Genomic DNA, 17,785 nt, shown 5'->3' on the forward strand with positions numbered 1-17,785 from the left:
AGCCAGCACCCCTGCAGAGGCGGGCTACACCGTCGCGTTTCGATCGATGCGCGGCTCGTAGCCAGCCTCTCGCAATGCCTGGACAACCTGGCGAGCGTGGTTCGTGCCGCGCGTTTCGACGGAGACCTCGAGCTCAACGCGGTCGATCTGCAGCGCCTTATTGTGCCGCGTGTGCAAGACCTCGATCACGTTCGCGCCGATCTCGGCGAGAATCGTGGCGATGCGCGCGAGGTGACCCGGCACATCCTGCAGCCCGATGACGAGCTTGAGGTAGCGGTCGGATGCGGTGAGGCCCTGCGAGATCACCTTTTCGAGCATCATCGGGTCGATGTTGCCGCCCGACAGCAGCGCAACAGTCGTGCCGGTGTCACGCACCTGCCCGCTGAGGATCGCGGCCACCGCTGCGGCACCGGCCGGCTCAGCGACGAGCTTCGCCCGTTCGAGCAGCAGTAGGATCGCTCGTGAAAGGTCGCCCTCCGACACCGTGATGATGCGGTCGACGTACTTGCGCACGACTTCGAAAGTGAGCTGACCCGGCTCGGCCACGGCGATGCCATCGGCGATCGTCGGGCGTGCCGTGATCTTCACGGGGTGCCCTGCGCGCATCGAGACAGGGAACGGCGCCGTGTTCTCGGCCTGCACGCCGATGACCTGGATCTCGCGCCCCTGCTCGGCCGCGTAGTGCTTCAGCGTCGCGCCGAGGCCGCTCGCGAGGCCACCACCGCCGATCGGCACGATGACGGTGTCGACGTCGGGCAGTTGCTCGACGATGTCGAGGGCAAGCGTGCCCTGGCCCGTGATGATGTCGGGGTGGTCGTACGGGTGGATGAACACGGCGCCGGTCTCTTCTGCGAATCGCTGCGCGCCCGCGAGCGACTCGGCCACGTTGTCACCCTCGAGACGAATCTCGGCGCCGTAGCCGGCCGTCGCCTCAAACTTCGGAATCGGCACGCCCTTCGGCATGAAGATCGTCGCCGGAATGTCGAGCTCGCGCGCGGCGAAGGCCACGCCCTGGGCGTGGTTTCCTGCCGACGCAGCCACCACACCGCGGGCCCGCTCGTCGGCGCTGAGCTTCGACAGCCGGTTGGTCGCGCCGCGCAGCTTGTACGAGCCAGTTCGCTGCAGGTTCTCGGCCTTGAGGAAAACCGGCGAACCGACGTACTGCTGCAGGAACCGGGCCGAGTCGAGCGGCGTCATGCGCGCCGTCTGGCGCACGATAGCTTGGGCGGCTCGCACGGCGTCAAGGGAGGGGACGAACGAGGTGTCGAGCGAATCACTCACCAGGAGTGGCCTTCTTTCTCACACGGATTTTGATGGGACGCCGCTTCGGAACCTTGGCGGCGTTGGTATCGAGTTGCATGACCATGCCCTCGGTCGGGTCTGGTTCGTCGCGCCACTTGCCGGAGGCAATGTAGCGGACCATCACGTTCGTCGCGGCAACGATCGGCACGGCCACGACGGCGCCGGCAACTCCGGCGAAGATCGAGCCGGCGCTCACCGACACCAGGATCGCCAGCGGGTGGATCTGCACGGCCTGCCCCATGATCAGGGGTTGCAGGACGTTCGACTCGATCGCCATGACGGCAACCACGATCACCAGCATAATCACCGCGGTCCACAGGCCGTGTGACAGCAACGCCAATACGACCGCGACGGCGCCCGAGAGAAACGCGCCGATGAGCGGGACGAAGGCGAACAGAAACACGATGATGCCGATCGCGAGAGCGAACGGCACTTGGAGCACGACGGCGCCGATGAAGATGCCGACGGCGTCAATGAGCGCGACGACCACCTGCACGCGGACGTAGTGCCCGACGGTGATCCACGCGCGCTCCCCCGCACCGTCGACCGCAGCGCGGGCCGCGCGCGGGAACAGGCTCACGACGAACAGCCAGATGCGTCGGCCGTCAAGCAGATAAAAGACGAGGGCAAAGAGTGCGAAGGCGAAGCCCGTCGCGATGGCCCCGAGGGTGCTGCCGGCCGTGAGCGTCGTTTCGATCAGCGTACCGACGTTGGTCTCGAGCCAGGTGCTCACGCCCTGGAACCACCCGATGAGCTGGTCTTCGCCGAGATGCAGGGGCGAGTTCTCGGCCCACACCATCAGTTCCTGATAGCGTTCCTCGATCAGCGTGAAGTCGATGCGCTCGCCAGATCGGAACGCTTGCACCACGAGCCCGACGAGGATCGCGATGGCACCAAATAGGGCCACGAGCGCCGCCAGCAGCGCGAACCCCTTCGGCCAGCGAAGCTGATTGCGCAAGTAGTTCGTCAGCGGCACGAGGAGGGCGGTAAGGAGCACGCCGACAACGAGCGGAACGACGATGAACGTCGTCTTCGCGAGCAGCCAGAAGATCGGAATGAACGCGAGCGCGATGATGATCCATCGCCACGCCCAGGCGGCCGCGATGCGCACGGGGCGCGTGACGAGGTCGCCTTCCCGCTCCTCAGCCTGTCGAGGGTCCTCGGCCCGGGTGGATCCTGCCATATGCGCTTAGAACTGCACGCGTGGCGGTTCGGAGATCGCCGCGCGGTCGGCGACGTCAAAGAACTCGCGCTCGCCGAACCCGAATGGGCCGGCAACAACGTTGTTCGGGAACACCTTGATCGAGGTGTTGAGCTCACGCACGCTGCCGTTGTAATAGCGGCGCGACGACTGAATCTTGTCTTCCGTCTGGACGAGATCGCGCTGGAGCTGGGTGAAGTTGTTGCTTGCCTGCAGCTGCGGGTACGCCTCAGCAACGGCAAACAGACTGCGCAGCGCTCCCTGCAGGTGGTTCTCGGCGACCGAGGCCTCGCCCGGCGTCGACGCCGAGAGCGTTTCGCTGCGGGCCTGCGTCACCTCGGAGAACACGCGCTGCTCGTGCTGCGCGTAGCCCGAGACGGTGTTGATGAGGTTCGGAATCAGATCGGCCCTGCGCTTCAGCTGCACCGTGATGTCACTCCACGCCTCGTCGACGCGAATGCGATTCTTCGTGAGTCGGTTGTACGTCACCCAGATCCAGACGATCAGCAGGACGAGCACAACGGCAATAACGATGAGCGTGATAAGGAGTGCCGGTTCCATGGTGGCAGTCTAGCCAGCCCGTGCGCGCACTTGCTCACAGCCCGACGCGGGACTCCCGCAGCTCGGCCAGCACGCGCCAATGTTCGGCGCCGATCAGGCTCGCCGGCGTGACGCCGATGTGCCCCACGCGGCCCCACGTATTTTCGATGGCAATGCGCAGATCGAACGGCGAAATCGTCGCACCGGCGGTGTCGCCGAGACGCCCCCAGAGGCCGATCGAAATCGTGATGCGCTCACGCTCGCCGACACCAAAGCGCGCGGCGAGCCCGTCGGCGAGCTGCGCTGAGTAGGTCGGTGGTTCGTCGTTGAGACCAAACGAGTCCCACAGCGTAATGGCGTTACCCGTGTCGAGCACCGCCGCATACGCGTGCCCGGACTCAGCGCGGTCGGCACCCGGATCGTCCCAATTCACCCGCATCTCGATGTCGATGAGCGTGCCCGGAAGGGTGACCGACGCGCACTGGGCGATCAGCTCGGTGAGGAGCTGGGTGCGCCAGGCCACGACGAGCGGATCGAGCGTATCCGCCCGCCCCGCCTCGTCGCGCGGAAAGTCGCGCAGCCCGGTCATTTTGGAGAAGAGTTCGCGATCGCTATCGCCGAAGCTCGCCTCGAGGATGAGCGAGGTCAGCGAAATGCGTGCCGGTTGGTAGCGGTCGCTCGCCTCGCGACACAGCGCCACGAGGTCGGCACCGAATTTGCCCCGAGCCAGGCTCGAGATCGAGGGCAACTGCTCGCTTGAGGCACCGTCGGCGAACACGCCGGCGCTCGCCGGCTCTCGTTGAATGTGGCGCGGCGCCGTCACCTCGATCACGAGGGTGATCTCGAGGTCGGCCTCGATCGACGCCAAGGCCCCCAATGCCCGCGCAACCGGGTCGTAGTCCGCCGAAACCCCGGGCGCCCATTCGTCCCGGTGGGCGTTCCAGGGAAACAACAGCAGCTCGGGTCGGCCGACCTGGAGTGCGACCCCCGAGGCGCCGGCCCGCTCGAGGAGGTTCGCGAACGCATCCCAGTCAAATGTCGGATCAGCGAGGGTGTCGAAGCCGACGCCGATGGTGAGGCCGGTACCGCCGGGTACCTCGGCCGGGGTGATCATGCTCGAGTGACCTCTCTGCGCCAGCAGCGTCGCCGTGACGCAACTGGACTCACCGTAGACGCCACGCTGCGGCGAATTCGGCGGGTGGGCAGAGTTCACCACCCGAGCGTCACCCCGGCCAGTGGCCGAGGGTCACCCCCTCGCCATTACGGGCGAGGGAGGCCCTCCGGGTTGAGCTCCGACTGCTCGACTGCCTCCGCATCGAGCGCCCAGCGGTCGATGACCTCTTGGTAGCTGCCCGACTCGATGGCGGCGTTGAGCACGAGTTGCACGGGCTCGATCAGACCGTTGTCTTTTGCGGTCGTGGCACCGATCTGCGCCGTGTCCGGCCAGCCGCCGCTCAGAGTGCCGACAACCTCGGTTTCACCAGTCTGGGACGCGGCGTACGCGAGGGTCGCGTTCGGCGCGAGGATCGCATCCACTCGGCCCGACTGCAGCGCGAGGACTGCAGCGGCGTTGTCGTCGTAGTAGACAAACTCAACCGGATCGAGCCCGTTCGCGACGTTCTCCTCATCCCAGTTCTGCAGGATCTTCTCTTGGTTCGTTCCCGAACCGACGACGATCTTGAGCCCGGCCACGTCCGGGGCCGACTCGATCGACGTGATCTCGCTGCCCGACTTCACCGAGAAACCGAGCACGTCATTGCGGTAGGTCGCGAAGTCGAAGAGGTCCTTGCGCTCCTCGGTCACCGTCACGTTCGAGGTGATGAGGTCGTACTTGCCCGACTGGATGCCGAGGGGCCAGTCGGCCCACGACACGGCTTCGAGCTTGAGCTCGAGGTCGAGGCCGTCGGCGATGAGCTGGGCGAAGTCGGCCTCGCTGCCGATGATGGTGTTCGGGTCGTCCTCCGCCGCGAGGGCGAGCGGTGCCGTGTAGGGAGAGATTGCGACGGTGAGGTAGCCCTCGTTGATCGGGGTGAAATCGCTCGCCTCGAGGGCGTCGATCGCCGCCTGCACCGGCTCCTGGTGCGGGCGGTCGTCAGCGTTCTTCGACGTGAGGTCGAGGCTCGGGCCCGAGTTCGTGGCGTCGGTCGACGCTTCGCTAACCGGGTTCGCGCAGGCGGTCAGTGCGATGGCTGCGGCCGCGAGTACGGGCACGATGCGGGTCAGGCGGTGGCGAAAAGTGGTCAACGGAGTCTCCTTGAAGTTGGCCAGAGGGTTGGGGTGGATGAGGTGGGCTAGTCGCTCGGCTGCAGGAACCGGCGCAGAAAGTCGCGGGTGCGGGCCTCGGCCGGGTTACTGAGCACCTGCTCGGGGCTGCCCTGCTCGACGAGCTTGCCGTCGGCCATGAATACAACGCGGTCGGCAACTTCGCGGGCGAAGCTGATCTCGTGGGTCACGACGATGAGCGTGCGCCCCTGCTCGGCAAGGTCACGGATCACCGCGAGCACCTCGCCGACGAGCTCCGGGTCGAGCGCCGACGTGGGCTCGTCAAAGAGCATGACGTCGGGGTCGAGCATGAGGGCCCGGGCGATCGCGACGCGCTGCTGCTGACCGCCCGAAAGCTGGCGGGGGAAGCGGTCGGCCAGCGCACCCAGACCGACGCGCTCGAGCAGCTCGCGGCCGCGAGCCGCCGCATCCGCCTTGCTGCGCAGCTTGCGAGAGGTCACCGGAAGCGTGACGTTGTCGAGCACCGTGAGGTGCGGGAACAGGTTGAACTGCTGGAACACCATGCCGACCCGCAACCGCCGAGTAAGGATCTCGCGCTCGGGCAGCTCGACAAGTTCGTCGCCGCGTTCGGCGTAGCCGATGAATTCGCCGTCGATGGTGATCTCGCCGCGGTCAATCGTCTCGAGGTGATTGATAGCGCGCAGGAGCGTCGACTTGCCGGAACCGGATGGCCCGAGCAGCACGACAACTTCGCCCGGTCGGACGGTCAGGTCGATGCCGTGGAGCACTTCGGTTTCTCCGAAGGACTTGTGGACGCCACGGAGCTCGACGAGGCCGCGGGTGGTGGTAGTCGAAGTCATGACGGTGTCCTATCGGGTGATGATCGGGGCGTTCGCGTCGCCGGCGCTGATGGCGACCGAGCCTGTCTGCGCCGTGACGTCGGCACGGTCGAGCGATGTGGCGACGACATTCGGCCGGCGGGCGGCGAACCAGCGGCGCACTCGCTGTGCCGGTGTCGGCGGCAGCTGCGCGGTCGTGCCACGGGCGTAGTGACGCTCGATGTAGTACTGCACGACGTTGAGCACGGTCGTGATCACGGCGTACCAAACCACCGAGACGAGCAGCAGCGGAATCACGAGTTGGTTGCGGTTGTAGATGACCTGCACCGTGTAAAACAGCTCGGGCAGCGCAACGATAAAGACCACCGAGGTGCCCTTGACGAGGCCGATCACCGAGTTGAAGGCGTTCGGCACGATCGAGCGCAGGGCCTGCGGCAGCACGATGCGGAAGAAGCGGGTGGCGCGGGGCAGGCCGAGGGCGCGGGACGCCTCGAGTTGGCCGGCGTCAACCGAGAGCAGGCCGCCTCGGATGATCTCGGCGGAATACGCGGCCTCGTGCAGCGAGAGACCGAGAATCGCAGCGGTGAAGGCCGAGATGAGCTGCACCGTATTCACTTCGAGGAGCCAGAAGTCGGTGGTGAACGGCGTGCCGATGCCGAGCGTGGGCCAGAGGTAGCCGAGGTTGTACCAAACGACCAGCTGCACGACGAGCGGCACCGCGCGGAAGAACCAGATGTAGACGCTCGCGAGGCTCGAGAGAATCGGCGAGCCGCTCATCCGCATCACCGCGAGCACGCCGCCGAGCACGAAGCCGATCGTGGCCGAGACGACGGTGAGCACGAGCGTGAGCCCAAGGCCCTGCACGACGGACTGCGAGAAGAAGTACTGCGCGAAGACGTCCCAGCGCCACTGCGGGTTCCGGAACAGCGAGACGACGAACTGGGCAACGACGAAGAGGGCGATGGCTGCGAAGATCCAGCGACCCCAGTGACGCTGCCGGCGGATGCGGCGGGCCACCGGGCGCGCGGGTGCCGCCGCCGACGTGGTTGCGGCGGCGCTCGGCGCAGCGCGCTCAGTGCTGGGCGCCGGGTCAGCAGTGACGGTGTCGGTGATGTGCGTCACGGGGTCTCCTCGGTTCGACGGGGTGGTCGGGTGAGGATGACTTCAGCACGGAGGACGCCCGCGTGCGACTTTGTGACGACACGAAATGACGCGGTCGCGTCATCTTCGTCATGGAGGGAAATATGACGCGCCGCCGGCTCGACATTCTCGCGGTGAGCAGCGATAAGCAGTCGTGCCGGCGGCGCGCCGCTCCCTAGGGCTTTCGGGCGATGAGTTCGCCGAAGTCGACGAGGTCTCGCACAGCGCGCGCGGGCAGTTGCGAGGCATCCTCGCCCTCGACGAGCGCCTTCGTGTACGGGTGCACCGTGAATGCGTCAGGGTCGAAGTGCGCGGTGTAGCCGTTTCGCGCGTACAGGCGGTCAGCCTCGGACTGGCGGGGCCCGGTCGTGAGGAACACTTGGCGATACCCGAGCCGTCGGGCCTCTTCCTCGAGCTGAGCGAGCAGGCGGGTGGCGAGGCGTTCACCACGGTGCGCCGGGTTCGACCAGATCTTCTTGAACTCGCAGATGTCACCGTCGTAGGCCCGCACGGCGCCCGCTGCGAGCGGGGTGTTCGCGTCGAACAGCACGAGGAAGGCGCCGCGCGCCGCCTCGGTGAACTGGTCCTTCGCGCCACCGTAGACCTCTTCACGCGAATCGTGCCCACCGAGGTCGCCGTAGCGGTCGTGGTACTCGCGCACGAGATCCTCGAGCACCGGAATCACGCGCTCGTCGAAGGGGTTGACGATCTCAAATCGCGTCGTGGTCTGGGTGTCGGTCATGTGGGCTCCTCGGGAAGGGCTGGGATCTGCGGGAAAACTTCAGCACCGCACATCGCGGATGTAAACCGCCGAGGTAATACGTCGACGCAGTGTTACGTCGCAACGAAACTTGGTCCCCCCGGTCGGGTTCGAACCGACACTTTCGCGATTTTAAGTCGCGTGCCTCTGCCAATTGGGCTACGGGGGGGGTGAACGGCGATCGCCGCCGCATCCAGTCAAGAATACGGCGGCGATCGCCAGGTGCTGTGCGGCGTCTACTTGGCGGCCGAAGCCTTGTCGTCGGTCGACTTCGGAGCAGCCGGCTTCGGACGAGCGGCGAAGCGCTCGAAGAACGCCTTCGGCTCGCTCAATTTGCTCAGCGAGACGAAGTCGCGGCCGAGCACGAGCTGGCCGAGCCAGCCGCCGAAGACGCGAATCTTGCGCTCGTAAGTCGGGATCGCCATGCCGTGGTAGCCGCGGTGCATCGCCCACGCGGGAAGGCCCGTGATGCCGGTCTTGCCCGACTGGAATGCGCCAACGCCCATGCCGAGGCCCGCAACCGCACCCATGTTCTCGTGGTAGTAGTCGGTCGGTGCGTCGCCGCGCAGCGTCGCCACGATGTTCTCGGCGAGCATGCGAGCCTGACGAACAGCGTGCTGTGCATTCGGCACGCAGAAGCCGTTGACGCCGCCACCCGAGAGGTCGGGCACCGCGGCGATGTCGCCAGCGGCCCAGGCGTCCTCGACGATGCCCTCGTCGCCCTCAATGCGAAGGTCGGCACGGGCCCGAACGTTGCCGCGCTCGTTGACGGGCAGGTCAGTGAAGCCCTTGACGAGCGGGTTTGCCATCTGGCCAGCGGTCCACACGATGACGTCGGTCGGGAACTTGTCGCCGTTGGAGGTCTCGACCACACCGTCGACAGCCGAGCTGCACTGGGTGTTGAGGTGCACGGTCGCGCCACGCTCGGCGAGGTTCTTGATGACCCACAGCGCGGTCTCTTCCGAAACCTCCGGCATGATGCGCGGCGCCGCCTCGATGAGGTGGAACTGCACGTCGTCGAACTGCAGCGACGGGTAGTCGGCGAGCAGCGCAGTCGCGAGCGAACGCATCTCGGCGAACGTCTCGATACCGGCGAAGCCGCCACCGACGACCACGAAGGTCAGCAGGCGCGAGCGCTCGGCGCCCGGCGCCATGGTCGATGCGCGGTTGAAGTTGTCGATGATCTTGTCGCGAACCCAGACGGCCTCTTCGATGTGCTTCATGCCCACCGCGTTGTCGGCGATACCCGGAATCGGGAAAGTGCGCGACACGTTGCCCGCGGTCACCACGACGATGTCGTAGCCGAGCGTGTAGGCGTCGCCATCTTCAGGCGTGATGGTCGCGGTCTTCGACGCGTGGTCGATCTGCGAAACCTCGGCGGTGATCACGCGCGTGCGCTTCAGGTGACGGCGCAGCGACACCACTGCGTGACGGGGCTCAATCGAACCGCTCGCCACCTCGGGCAGGAACGGCTGGTAGGTCATGTAGGGCAGCGGGTCGACGAGCGTCACCTGCGCCTCACCAGGGTTGAGCTGCTTTTCGAGCTGTCGGGCTGCTGTGAACCCGGCGTATCCACCGCCGACGATCAGAATTTTCGTCACGCGTTCACTCCTCACTGTGTTGTCAAGCTTCGAGACGTATCAAGACTACCCCCGCGCCGTGGCTGTCACCTGACGGGCGGGGTGACCTCGGCGGACGCTATGCGTCGGCCGGCGACGCGGCGTTTGCACCGCGGGGATTCGCGCACTGGCACACGCTCGGCGACCACGCCGAAACTCGCAGCGCCCAGTCGCCGATCGGGTTCACGCCCGGGCCCGCGGCGAGCGCGTGCGCGCTCAGCGCGTGCAGGCACTTCACGCGCGTCGGCATGCCCCCGGCCGTCACGTGGGCGATCTCCTCGACATGGTCGACCGACTCGCGGGCGGCAAGGTACTGCTCGTGAGCGCGCTGGTAGGCCGACCGCAGCTCGTCATCGCTCGCCAGCGCATCCTGCATCTCGACCATCAGGTGCGCGCCCTCGAGACGCGACATTTCGGCCGTGGCCTCGGGGTGCGAGAGGTAGAAGAGCGTCGGGAACGGCGTGCCGTCGGGCAGCCGGGGCGCTGTGATCACGACGACTGGATTGCCGCAGACGCAGCGCGAGGCAACCCCGAGCACGCCGCGCACCTGGCGTCCGAGCTGCTCGGTGAGCGTGGCGAGGTCCTGTTCACTCGCAGGGCTCCAGTTCGGATGCTGGTCGATGAGGGCGTTGGTCACTGGTCCTCCTGAGGCGCTTGCGCGTCGTTGGCACGGATGAGCGAGTCGAGGAAGAGCTCGGTCGAGTCCGTTTTGGTTTCGTGCAGCTCGGAGCTGACGTCGGGCTCGTCTTCGACCGCGGGCAGCGACGCGTCGTCGATGACGACGTAGGTGGTGTCGCCCGGCTCGACAAAGAGCAGGCGGCCACGGGCTTCGGCCTTGATGTAGGCCGGGTCTTCCCAACGGTTCGTCTGCTCATTGACCTGGGTGATCTGGTCTTGCGACTGCGCGATCTCGGATTCGAGTTCGGCAATGTGCTGCCGCTGGCTGATGAGCTGCTGCACGGTCGGCACAATCATCGCCACCGAGACCACGAGCACGATGAGCAGCAGGATGGACCCGCCCGTCGGTCGGCGCGTGGCACGGGTGGTGGTGGTTTTGGCCATGGGGACATTCTTCCAACAATGGCCGACGGGCCGAGCGTTACGCTCGGCCCGTCGGCCAAATCACGGTGGACTTTGCGGTTAGGCCTCGGTCGGCGTGAAGCGCGGGAACGCCGAAGTGCCCGCGTAGATCGCCTGGTCGCCGAGGATTTCCTCGATGCGCAGCAGCTCGTTGTACTTCGCGACGCGGTCGCTACGCGCCGGCGCGCCGGTCTTGATCTGGCCACAGTTGGTGGCGACGGCGAGGTGCGCGATCGTGGTGTCTTCGGTCTCGCCCGAGCGGTGCGAGAGGATCGCCGTGTAGCCGTGGCGCTGCGCGAGCTCGACGGCGTCGAGGGTCTCGGTGAGGGTGCCGATCTGGTTCACCTTGACGAGGATCGAGTTCGCAACCTTGAGGTCGAGACCCTTCTGGAGGCGCTCGGGGTTCGTGACGAAGAGGTCGTCGCCGACGAGCTGCATGCGGTCGCCGATGCGCGCCGTGAGCTCGACGTAGGCATCCCAGTCTTCCTCGGCCAGCGGGTCCTCGATCGTGACAATCGGGTAGTCGTTGATCAGCTGCTCGTAGAAGTCGACCATGTCGGAAGCCGAGTGCTCGTTGCCCTCGAACTTGTACACGCCGTTGTCGAAGAACTCGGTCGAGGCGACGTCGAGGCCGAGCACGATGTCCCGGCCGAGCACGTAGCGGGTCTCGCCGATCGACTCGACGATGAGGTCGAGTGCCTCGCGAGTCGAGCCGACGCTCGGTGCGAAGCCGCCCTCGTCGCCGAGGCCGGTCGACAGTCCCTTCGAGCCGATCGTCTTCTTGAGCTGGTGGTAGACCTCAGTACCCCACTGCAGGGCTTCGCGGAAAGTTTCGGCACCGACCGGCAGGATCATGAACTCCTGCACGTCGACACCCGAGTCGGCGTGGGCGCCGCCGTTGATGATGTTCATCATCGGCACGGGCAGCACGTGGGCGTTCGCGCCGCCGACGTAGCGGAACAGCGGGAGCTCGCTCACCTCGGCCGCGGCCTTGGCGTTGGCGAGGCTCACACCGAGGATGGCGTTGGCGCCGAGGCGCTGCTTGTTCGGCGTGCCGTCGAGCTCGATCAGCTCGGCGTCGAGGGTGCGCTGGTCGGTCGAGTCGAAGAATTCGATCGCGGGGTTAATCTCGTCCGCAACGGCCTGCACAGCCTTCTCGACACCCTTGCCGAGGTAGCGGTCGGCGTCGCCATCGCGAAGCTCGTACGCCTCGAATGCGCCGGTGGATGCGCCCGAGGGCACGGCGGCACGACCGATGGTGCCGTCTTCGAGTGTGACCTCGACCTCGACCGTCGGGTTGCCGCGCGAATCAAGAATTTCACGTGCGTAGACATCAGTGATGAACGTCACCATTGGCTCCTCTGAGTTGGCATGTGGGGATGCGCCGCCAGTCTATCCAGCCCACCTCCCCACCACCTCCGACAGCTGGGGGTTGAGTGGTCAGTTTTTGTAGTTCTGGCGGCGCCAGAACTACAAAAACTGACCACTCAACCCCCAGAGCCGACAGAGGTGGGGGCCGTTAGGGCATGGGGTGGCCCGTGTCGAGGGCGCGGCCCGCGGGGGCGCGTCACATTACTTCGAATGACTCGCCATTGAAGTGAATTACCGCGCATGAATGCGCGTGACTCGTCATATTCGCGCACCGCCCCGGCGCCTCAATAGTTTCGACCACACCAGCGCACCCCGCCTACGAATTGGAGCGTCGAACATGGTCAACGTTATTGGTCTCGACATCATCAGCAATACCCCATCGGCCGAAGGAATTCAGCTCACCGACGTCGAGCGATTGAATTCTGTGGTCGAAAATGCGGTGCGATTCGAAGAACTCGGTTTTGACGGCTATGCCGTTGGAGAGCGTCACCACGCACCATTTCTATCGAGTGCGCCGCCGGTAATTCTCGCGAATATCGCAGCCCGCACCTCGACCCTTCGGCTCTTCACCGGCGTGACCCTGCTCTCGGTGCTCGACCCGGTTCGCGTCGCCGAGGACTACGCGACCCTCGACCTGCTCTCGGGTGGGCGCCTCGAACTCATCGTGGGCAAGGGCAACGGCTCGGAACAGGCCGAGCTGTTCGGCGTTGCCCGCGACGACGCTCACGTTACCGAGCACGAGAACTACCGCGTGCTCCGCCAGCTCTGGTCGGGCGAGCCCGTGCACTGGGCACCGACACCGGGGCGACCGACGACCCGCACCGTGCCGCTCGAGGGCTGGGTGAGCCGACCCCAGCCGCTGCAGCCGCGCATCCGTACCTGGCACGGCTCATCGACCTCGACCGAGACCGTCGAGCTGGCGGCCGAGTACGGCGACCCGATCTGGGTCGCCAACGTGCAGAAGTCAATCGAGGGCTACGCACCCCTCGTCGAGCGGTACCGCGAGGCGTGGAGTGCGCACGGTCGCGACCCGAAGGACGCGAGGGTCGGCGCCGGATTCAGCCTGTTCCTCACGCGCAATTCGCAAGACTCGGTCGAGGCATTCCGTCCGTTCTATGAGCGCACCGCGGCCGGCCGAGTCGACACCTATAACAACTTCGCCCCGGAAACGCTCTTCCAGGATTACGACGACTACGTCGCCCGCAGTTCGTTTCTCGTCGGGAGCCCGCAGCAGGCCGTCGACAAATTGACTCGATATGCGCAGGTGTACGGCCTCGACGCCATTTCAATTCCCGGTAATCGAGGCAATCTCACCGAACGCCAATGGCTCGAAAGCCTTGAGCTACTGAAAACCGAAGTTCTCCCGGCAGTTGAGGCCAATCTCGGCGCCGCCCTCGTCTCCTAATTCGCCTCCCGATTCGATTGGACCCACTCATGACCACTGCACCCTTCACTCTCGCCCTCGAGCTCGACGGAGCCGGCGCGCATCCTGCCGCCTGGCGCTTCGCCGCGCACTCCCCCGCCGAGTCCCTCACCCCGCGGCGCCTCGCCGACAAGGTGCGCGCCGCCGAACGCGCGGGGTTCCACCTCGTGACGCTGGGTGACAACACCGGCGCGCCCGAGGCAGCCGGGCCGAGCGCCGCACGACTCGACTCGGTGTTGCTCGCCGCCTTTGCCGGGCCGCTCACCTCGACCATCGGCCTCGTGCCCGTCGCATCGCCGGTCTGGGCCGAGCCGTTCCATCTCTCGGGCCAGATCTCGAGCCTCGACCACGCCTCGGCGGGCCGCGCCGGCTGGCTCGTCGACGGCACCACCTCCCCCGCCGCGAGCGCGACGCTCGGTCGACAGGAACTCACCGGCGACGAGCTGCTCGCCGAGACGAACGATGTCGTCACGGCGGCGACCCAGCTCTGGGATTCCTGGGAAGACGACGCGGTGATCGTCGACATCGACTCGGGCCGTTTCCTCGACAACCAGCGACTCCACGCCATCAACTTCGCCTCCGAGCGCTTCACTGTTCGGGGCCCATCGATTACCCCGCGGCCGCTCCAGGGCCGCCCGCCCGTGTTTGGCCGCATCGGCGAGGTCGACCCGAGCCTCATCGACGTCGCCCTCGTGCGCGGCGACTCGGTCGAGGCGATCACCGAAGCGGCTGCACGCGCCCGCAAGCTCGGCATCGACCGGGTCGTCGCCGAGGTCGAGGTGGTGCTCGATGCCCGCGGCGAGACCGCCGCATCCCGGCTCGCCGCGCTCGACGCCGCGGCGGTCGCCGACGGGCTCCCCGCATACGTCCCTTCCTCGCTGCGCATCGTCGGTGACTCGGCCGAACTCGTCGAGCTCATCGCGCAGCTGCGGCGGGCTGTCGATGGCGTGCGCCTCCTGCCGGCGGTGCTCGAGGTCGACGGCGACGAGCTCGAGCGGCTCGTGCTGCCGGAGCTGCGCCGGCTCGAGATCGCCGCGGCGCCGACGTTCGGCGCCACCCTGCGCGAAGCGCTCGGCCTCGAGCGCCCCGCCAATGTCTTCGCCACCGCAGCGACCACCCGCGCGTAGCCCGCACCACGACGAGAACGGACCAGACTCATGACCACCACGACCGACTACCCACGCCCAAACGCCCACGTCCACTTCGGCGTGTTCTACGCCGGCGTTAACGAGGGCGTCGACTGGCAGTCGCCCACCGCCCTCAACCAGATCGACTTCGAGGCCTTCCGCCAGACCATCCAGACCGCCGAGCGCGGGCTCTTCGACGCGTTTTTCTTCGGCGAGGGTCTGCGCCTGCGCGAGCACCTCGGCGAGGTCATCGAAATCAACGTCGCGGGGCGCCCCGACTCGCAGACCCACCTCGCTGCCCTCGCGGCCATCACCGACCGCATCGGCCTCGTCGCCACGCAGAACGCGACCTACCACGAGCCGTACGCCCTCGCCCTCCGACTCGCAACGCTCGACGTGCTCTCGGGCGGCCGCGCGGCCTGGAACATCGTCACCACGGTGAACGGCTGGACCGGCGAGAACTTCCGCCGCGGCGGCTACGTCGACGTGCCACCCCGCTACGAGCACGCCGAACAGAACGTGCGGCTCGTGCGCGCGCTCTGGGACTCGTGGGCGAACATCGCGCCGAGCGACTCGACGCGCGCCACCGAGTGGTCGCAGGCCCCCGAGCTCATCGAGGGCGACGGCGACTTTTCGTCGGTGCAGGCCCGGCTCAACGTGCCTGCGAGCGCCCAGGGGCATCCCGTGCTCTTCCAGGCGGGCGACTCGGCCGGCGGGCGCGATCTCGCGGTCAAGCACGCCGACGTCATCTTCTCGCGCCACCTGCAGCTCGACGACGCGCTCGAGTTCGCGGCCGACATCCGCGCCCGGCTGCGCGCCGCCGGAAGGCCGGAGGACGACGTCCTGCTGCTGCCCGGCGGTTCGGTCGTCATCGGCGACACCCTCGCCGACGCCGAGGACCGCTGGCGCGCCGAGCAGGAGGCCGCGCTGACCGACGCCCACGTCGTGCAATTCGTCGAGCACACCTACGGCGAGGCGCTGCCCGACTTCGACCCGAACGGCCCGCTGCCGAGCTTCGCGCCGTCGACGAGCGAGATCAGCGTCGAGCGCGGCACCGTCGGCCACTACCGCACGCCGCAGGACATCGTCGCCGAGTGGCGCGACATCAGCGAAGCGAAGGGCTTCGCGACCGCCCGCGAACTCGTCGCCCACCTCACGAGCTCGCGCTCGTTCGTGGGCACGCCCGACTCCCTCGCCGACGAACTCGCGCACGCCGTGCGCAGCGGCGCTTACGACGGGCTCAATCTCGGGCTCCGCCACGTACCGCATGGCCTCGACGACGTCGTGAACCGGCTCGTCCCGGCCCTGCAGGAACGCGGCGCCTACCCGACCGAATACGTCGGCACGACCCTGCGCGAGCACCTCGGTCTGCGCCCGCCACTCGGCCGCCGCGCATCCGCCTAGGCACCAACAAACCGGATGCGGCACGCCGCGGCCGCGCATCCTCACCAACTCCCCCTCCCGCGCTCGCGGGCGGGCCACACCTCGAAAGGGACTCCCATGTCTTCGACCCCACCAGCTCGACCCCGCGCTCGCCGCAGCGCCTTCGCCCCACTCGCGGCCATGGCCGCCGTCAGCGCGCTGCTGCTCAGCGGTTGCGCCGGCACCGCAACCTCGGCCGACAGCGGCGCCACGAGCGACCCCGTCGCGGGCGGCGAGCTCGTCGTCGGCGTGCAGAGCGTCAACCAGCTCGACCCCCAGCAGGGCGGCAACAACGACGGCGTCGCCGTGCAGCGCCAGCTCGTCGCGTCGCTCACCATCTCCGACCCCGACAACCCGGGCACGACCCTGCCCTGGGTCGCCGAGTCGTGGGAGGTGAGCGAGGACTCGTCGGAGTTCGTCTTCCACCTGCGCGACGACGCCGTTTTCCATGACGGCACCCCGATCGACGCCACCGCCGTCAAGGCAAACTTCGACGCGATTCTCGAGCTGGGCGCGGACGCGGCCGGCGCATCCCAACTGCTCGAAGGCGCCGAGACGACCGTCGTCGACGACACGACCGTCGAGGTGTCGTTCCCCAGCCCAAACCTGCAGTTCCTCGAGGCGACGAGCACGTCGACGCTCGGCCTCATCTCGACCGAGTCGACGAAGCTCAGCATTGAGGACCGCCAGAACGGCGAGTTCGTCGGCTCGGGGCCGTTCCAGGTCGAGAGCTACACCCCCGAGCAGGAGATCGTGCTCACCAAGGTGCCCGACTACAACCTCTCGACCGAGGTGGACTCGAACCAGGGTGCGGCCTACCTCGACAGCATCCGCTTCACCCAGATCGATGAGATCAGCGTGCGCTCGGGCAGCCTCACCGCCGGCGACATCCATGCCGCGAGCTTCCTCACCTCTGCCGAACTCGACAACTTCGCGGCGACGCCCGGCTACCACGTGGTCGAGCGTACGAACCCCGGCACGGTGTTCTCGCTCACGCCGAAGCTCGACCGCGACACCCCGCTGCAGGAGCTCGCGGTACGCCAGGCAATTCAACTTGCGATCGACCGCGAGGAGGTCTCGCGCATCACGTACGGCGACGACGCGATCCCCGCGACGAGCCTGCTCGCCGAAACGACTCCGCTCTACACCGACCTCAGCGACGAGCTTGGGCTCGACGTGGATGCGGCGAACGCGCTGCTCGACGAGGCCGGATGGGAGCCAGGCGCCGACGGCATCCGCGAGCGCGACGGCGAGCGCCTCGAGTTCACGGTGATCTTCTGGCAGGCCTCCGACCCGCTCGTCGCGGTGCAGGAGCAGCTGAAGAAGATCGGCGTCTACCTGCAGATCACGCAGGTGAGCGTTTCGGAATCGACCGCCCGCGCCGACCAGTCCGACCTGCAGTACGCGAACGTCTCGCGCAACGAGCCCGACCGGCTCCGCCAGGACTTCCTCCCGTACCTCCCGGTATGGATCGAGGCCGGCATCGACGAGGCCGAGGCCCCCGACCTTGCCGAGATCCAGGCCGAGCTCGACGAGCAGGTCGGCGAGCAGGATCCGGAGGCGCGCCAGGAGCTGCTCGCCAACGTGCAGACGCAGATCATCGACGACGGCTACCGGTTCCCGCTCTACACGCTCATCTCAAGCATCGCGGTGAGTGACCAGGTGCACGACCTCAAGCTCGACGGCACCTCCCGGCTCACCTTCATCGACACCTGGATCGAGCAGTAGTCCAACCCCA

Annotated in this window: 16 protein-coding genes and 1 tRNA gene; 4 read left to right on the plus strand and 13 right to left on the minus strand. The window is 67.1% G+C overall.

What is annotated here, in order from left to right:
• Nucleotides 1-24: 24 nt before the first annotated feature.
• From ilvA to eno, 13 genes are all read right to left on the minus strand, one after another.
• On the minus strand, nt 25-1,281 hold the full coding sequence (gene ilvA, locus EJL01_RS03275; protein ID WP_125106268.1) for a threonine ammonia-lyase: 1,257 nt from the start codon (nt 1,279-1,281) through the stop codon (nt 25-27).
• On the minus strand, nt 1,274-2,485 hold the full coding sequence (locus EJL01_RS03280; protein ID WP_125106269.1) for an AI-2E family transporter: 1,212 nt from the start codon (nt 2,483-2,485) through the stop codon (nt 1,274-1,276). The genes ilvA and EJL01_RS03280 overlap by 8 nt, the downstream gene beginning before the upstream one ends.
• Before the next feature lie 6 nt (nt 2,486-2,491).
• Nucleotides 2,492-3,064, minus strand: coding sequence for a LemA family protein (locus tag EJL01_RS03285; protein ID WP_125106270.1), 573 nt, complete (start codon nt 3,062-3,064; stop codon nt 2,492-2,494).
• Between the two features lie 34 nt (nt 3,065-3,098).
• Entirely contained in the window at nt 3,099-4,157 is a 1,059-nt protein-coding gene (locus EJL01_RS03290; RefSeq protein WP_125106271.1) for a hypothetical protein, read from the minus strand.
• A 146-nt stretch (nt 4,158-4,303) separates the two neighbouring features.
• Nucleotides 4,304-5,287, minus strand: a complete 984-nt coding sequence (locus EJL01_RS03295; RefSeq protein WP_125106272.1) for an ABC transporter substrate-binding protein — start codon at nt 5,285-5,287, stop codon at nt 4,304-4,306.
• A gap of 47 nt (nt 5,288-5,334) precedes the next feature.
• Nucleotides 5,335-6,126 (minus strand): amino acid ABC transporter ATP-binding protein, encoded by a 792-nt coding sequence (locus tag EJL01_RS03300; protein ID WP_125106273.1) that lies wholly within the window; start codon nt 6,124-6,126, stop codon nt 5,335-5,337.
• Nucleotides 6,127-6,135: 9 nt separating this feature from the next.
• Nucleotides 6,136-7,227, minus strand: coding sequence for an amino acid ABC transporter permease (locus EJL01_RS03305; protein ID WP_241209087.1), 1,092 nt, complete (start codon nt 7,225-7,227; stop codon nt 6,136-6,138).
• 193 nt (nt 7,228-7,420) lie between these two features.
• Nucleotides 7,421-7,987 (minus strand): GNAT family N-acetyltransferase, encoded by a 567-nt coding sequence (locus EJL01_RS03310; protein WP_125106274.1) that lies wholly within the window; start codon nt 7,985-7,987, stop codon nt 7,421-7,423.
• Nucleotides 7,988-8,097: 110 nt separating this feature from the next.
• Nucleotides 8,098-8,174: transfer RNA gene (locus EJL01_RS03315), tRNA-Leu, on the minus strand.
• 67 nt (nt 8,175-8,241) lie between these two features.
• Entirely contained in the window at nt 8,242-9,606 is a 1,365-nt protein-coding gene (locus EJL01_RS03320; RefSeq protein ID WP_125106275.1) for an NAD(P)/FAD-dependent oxidoreductase, read from the minus strand.
• Between the two features lie 97 nt (nt 9,607-9,703).
• Nucleotides 9,704-10,261, minus strand: coding sequence for a DUF501 domain-containing protein (locus EJL01_RS03325; protein WP_241209088.1), 558 nt, complete (start codon nt 10,259-10,261; stop codon nt 9,704-9,706).
• Complete coding sequence (locus EJL01_RS03330) at nt 10,258-10,686, minus strand: FtsB family cell division protein (RefSeq protein ID WP_125106276.1); 429 nt, start codon at nt 10,684-10,686, stop codon at nt 10,258-10,260. The genes EJL01_RS03325 and EJL01_RS03330 overlap by 4 nt, the downstream gene beginning before the upstream one ends.
• A 78-nt stretch (nt 10,687-10,764) precedes the next feature.
• Nucleotides 10,765-12,057, minus strand: a complete 1,293-nt coding sequence (eno, locus tag EJL01_RS03335) for a phosphopyruvate hydratase (protein WP_125106277.1) — start codon at nt 12,055-12,057, stop codon at nt 10,765-10,767.
• Nucleotides 12,058-12,412: 355 nt separating this feature from the next.
• Between eno and EJL01_RS03340 the strand changes: the two genes are divergently transcribed.
• The 4 genes from EJL01_RS03340 (at nt 12,413) to EJL01_RS03355 (ending at nt 17,775) form a co-directional block, all read left to right on the plus strand.
• Nucleotides 12,413-13,480 carry an LLM class flavin-dependent oxidoreductase gene (locus EJL01_RS03340; RefSeq protein WP_125106278.1) on the plus strand — a complete coding sequence of 356 codons (1,068 nt, stop codon included), beginning with the start codon at nt 12,413-12,415 and terminating at the stop codon, nt 13,478-13,480.
• 29 nt (nt 13,481-13,509) lie between these two features.
• Nucleotides 13,510-14,625, plus strand: a complete 1,116-nt coding sequence (locus EJL01_RS03345; protein ID WP_125106279.1) for an LLM class flavin-dependent oxidoreductase — start codon at nt 13,510-13,512, stop codon at nt 14,623-14,625.
• 30 nt (nt 14,626-14,655) lie between these two features.
• Nucleotides 14,656-16,029, plus strand: coding sequence for an NtaA/DmoA family FMN-dependent monooxygenase (locus EJL01_RS03350; protein WP_125106280.1), 1,374 nt, complete (start codon nt 14,656-14,658; stop codon nt 16,027-16,029).
• Nucleotides 16,030-16,125: 96 nt separating this feature from the next.
• Nucleotides 16,126-17,775, plus strand: a complete 1,650-nt coding sequence (locus EJL01_RS03355; RefSeq protein ID WP_164509701.1) for an ABC transporter substrate-binding protein — start codon at nt 16,126-16,128, stop codon at nt 17,773-17,775.
• Nucleotides 17,776-17,785: the final 10 nt, after the last annotated feature.

Origin of the sequence: Gulosibacter massiliensis, assembly GCF_900626105.1 — a bacterium.
GTDB classification, from domain to species: domain Bacteria; phylum Actinomycetota; class Actinomycetes; order Actinomycetales; family Microbacteriaceae; genus Gulosibacter; species Gulosibacter sediminis.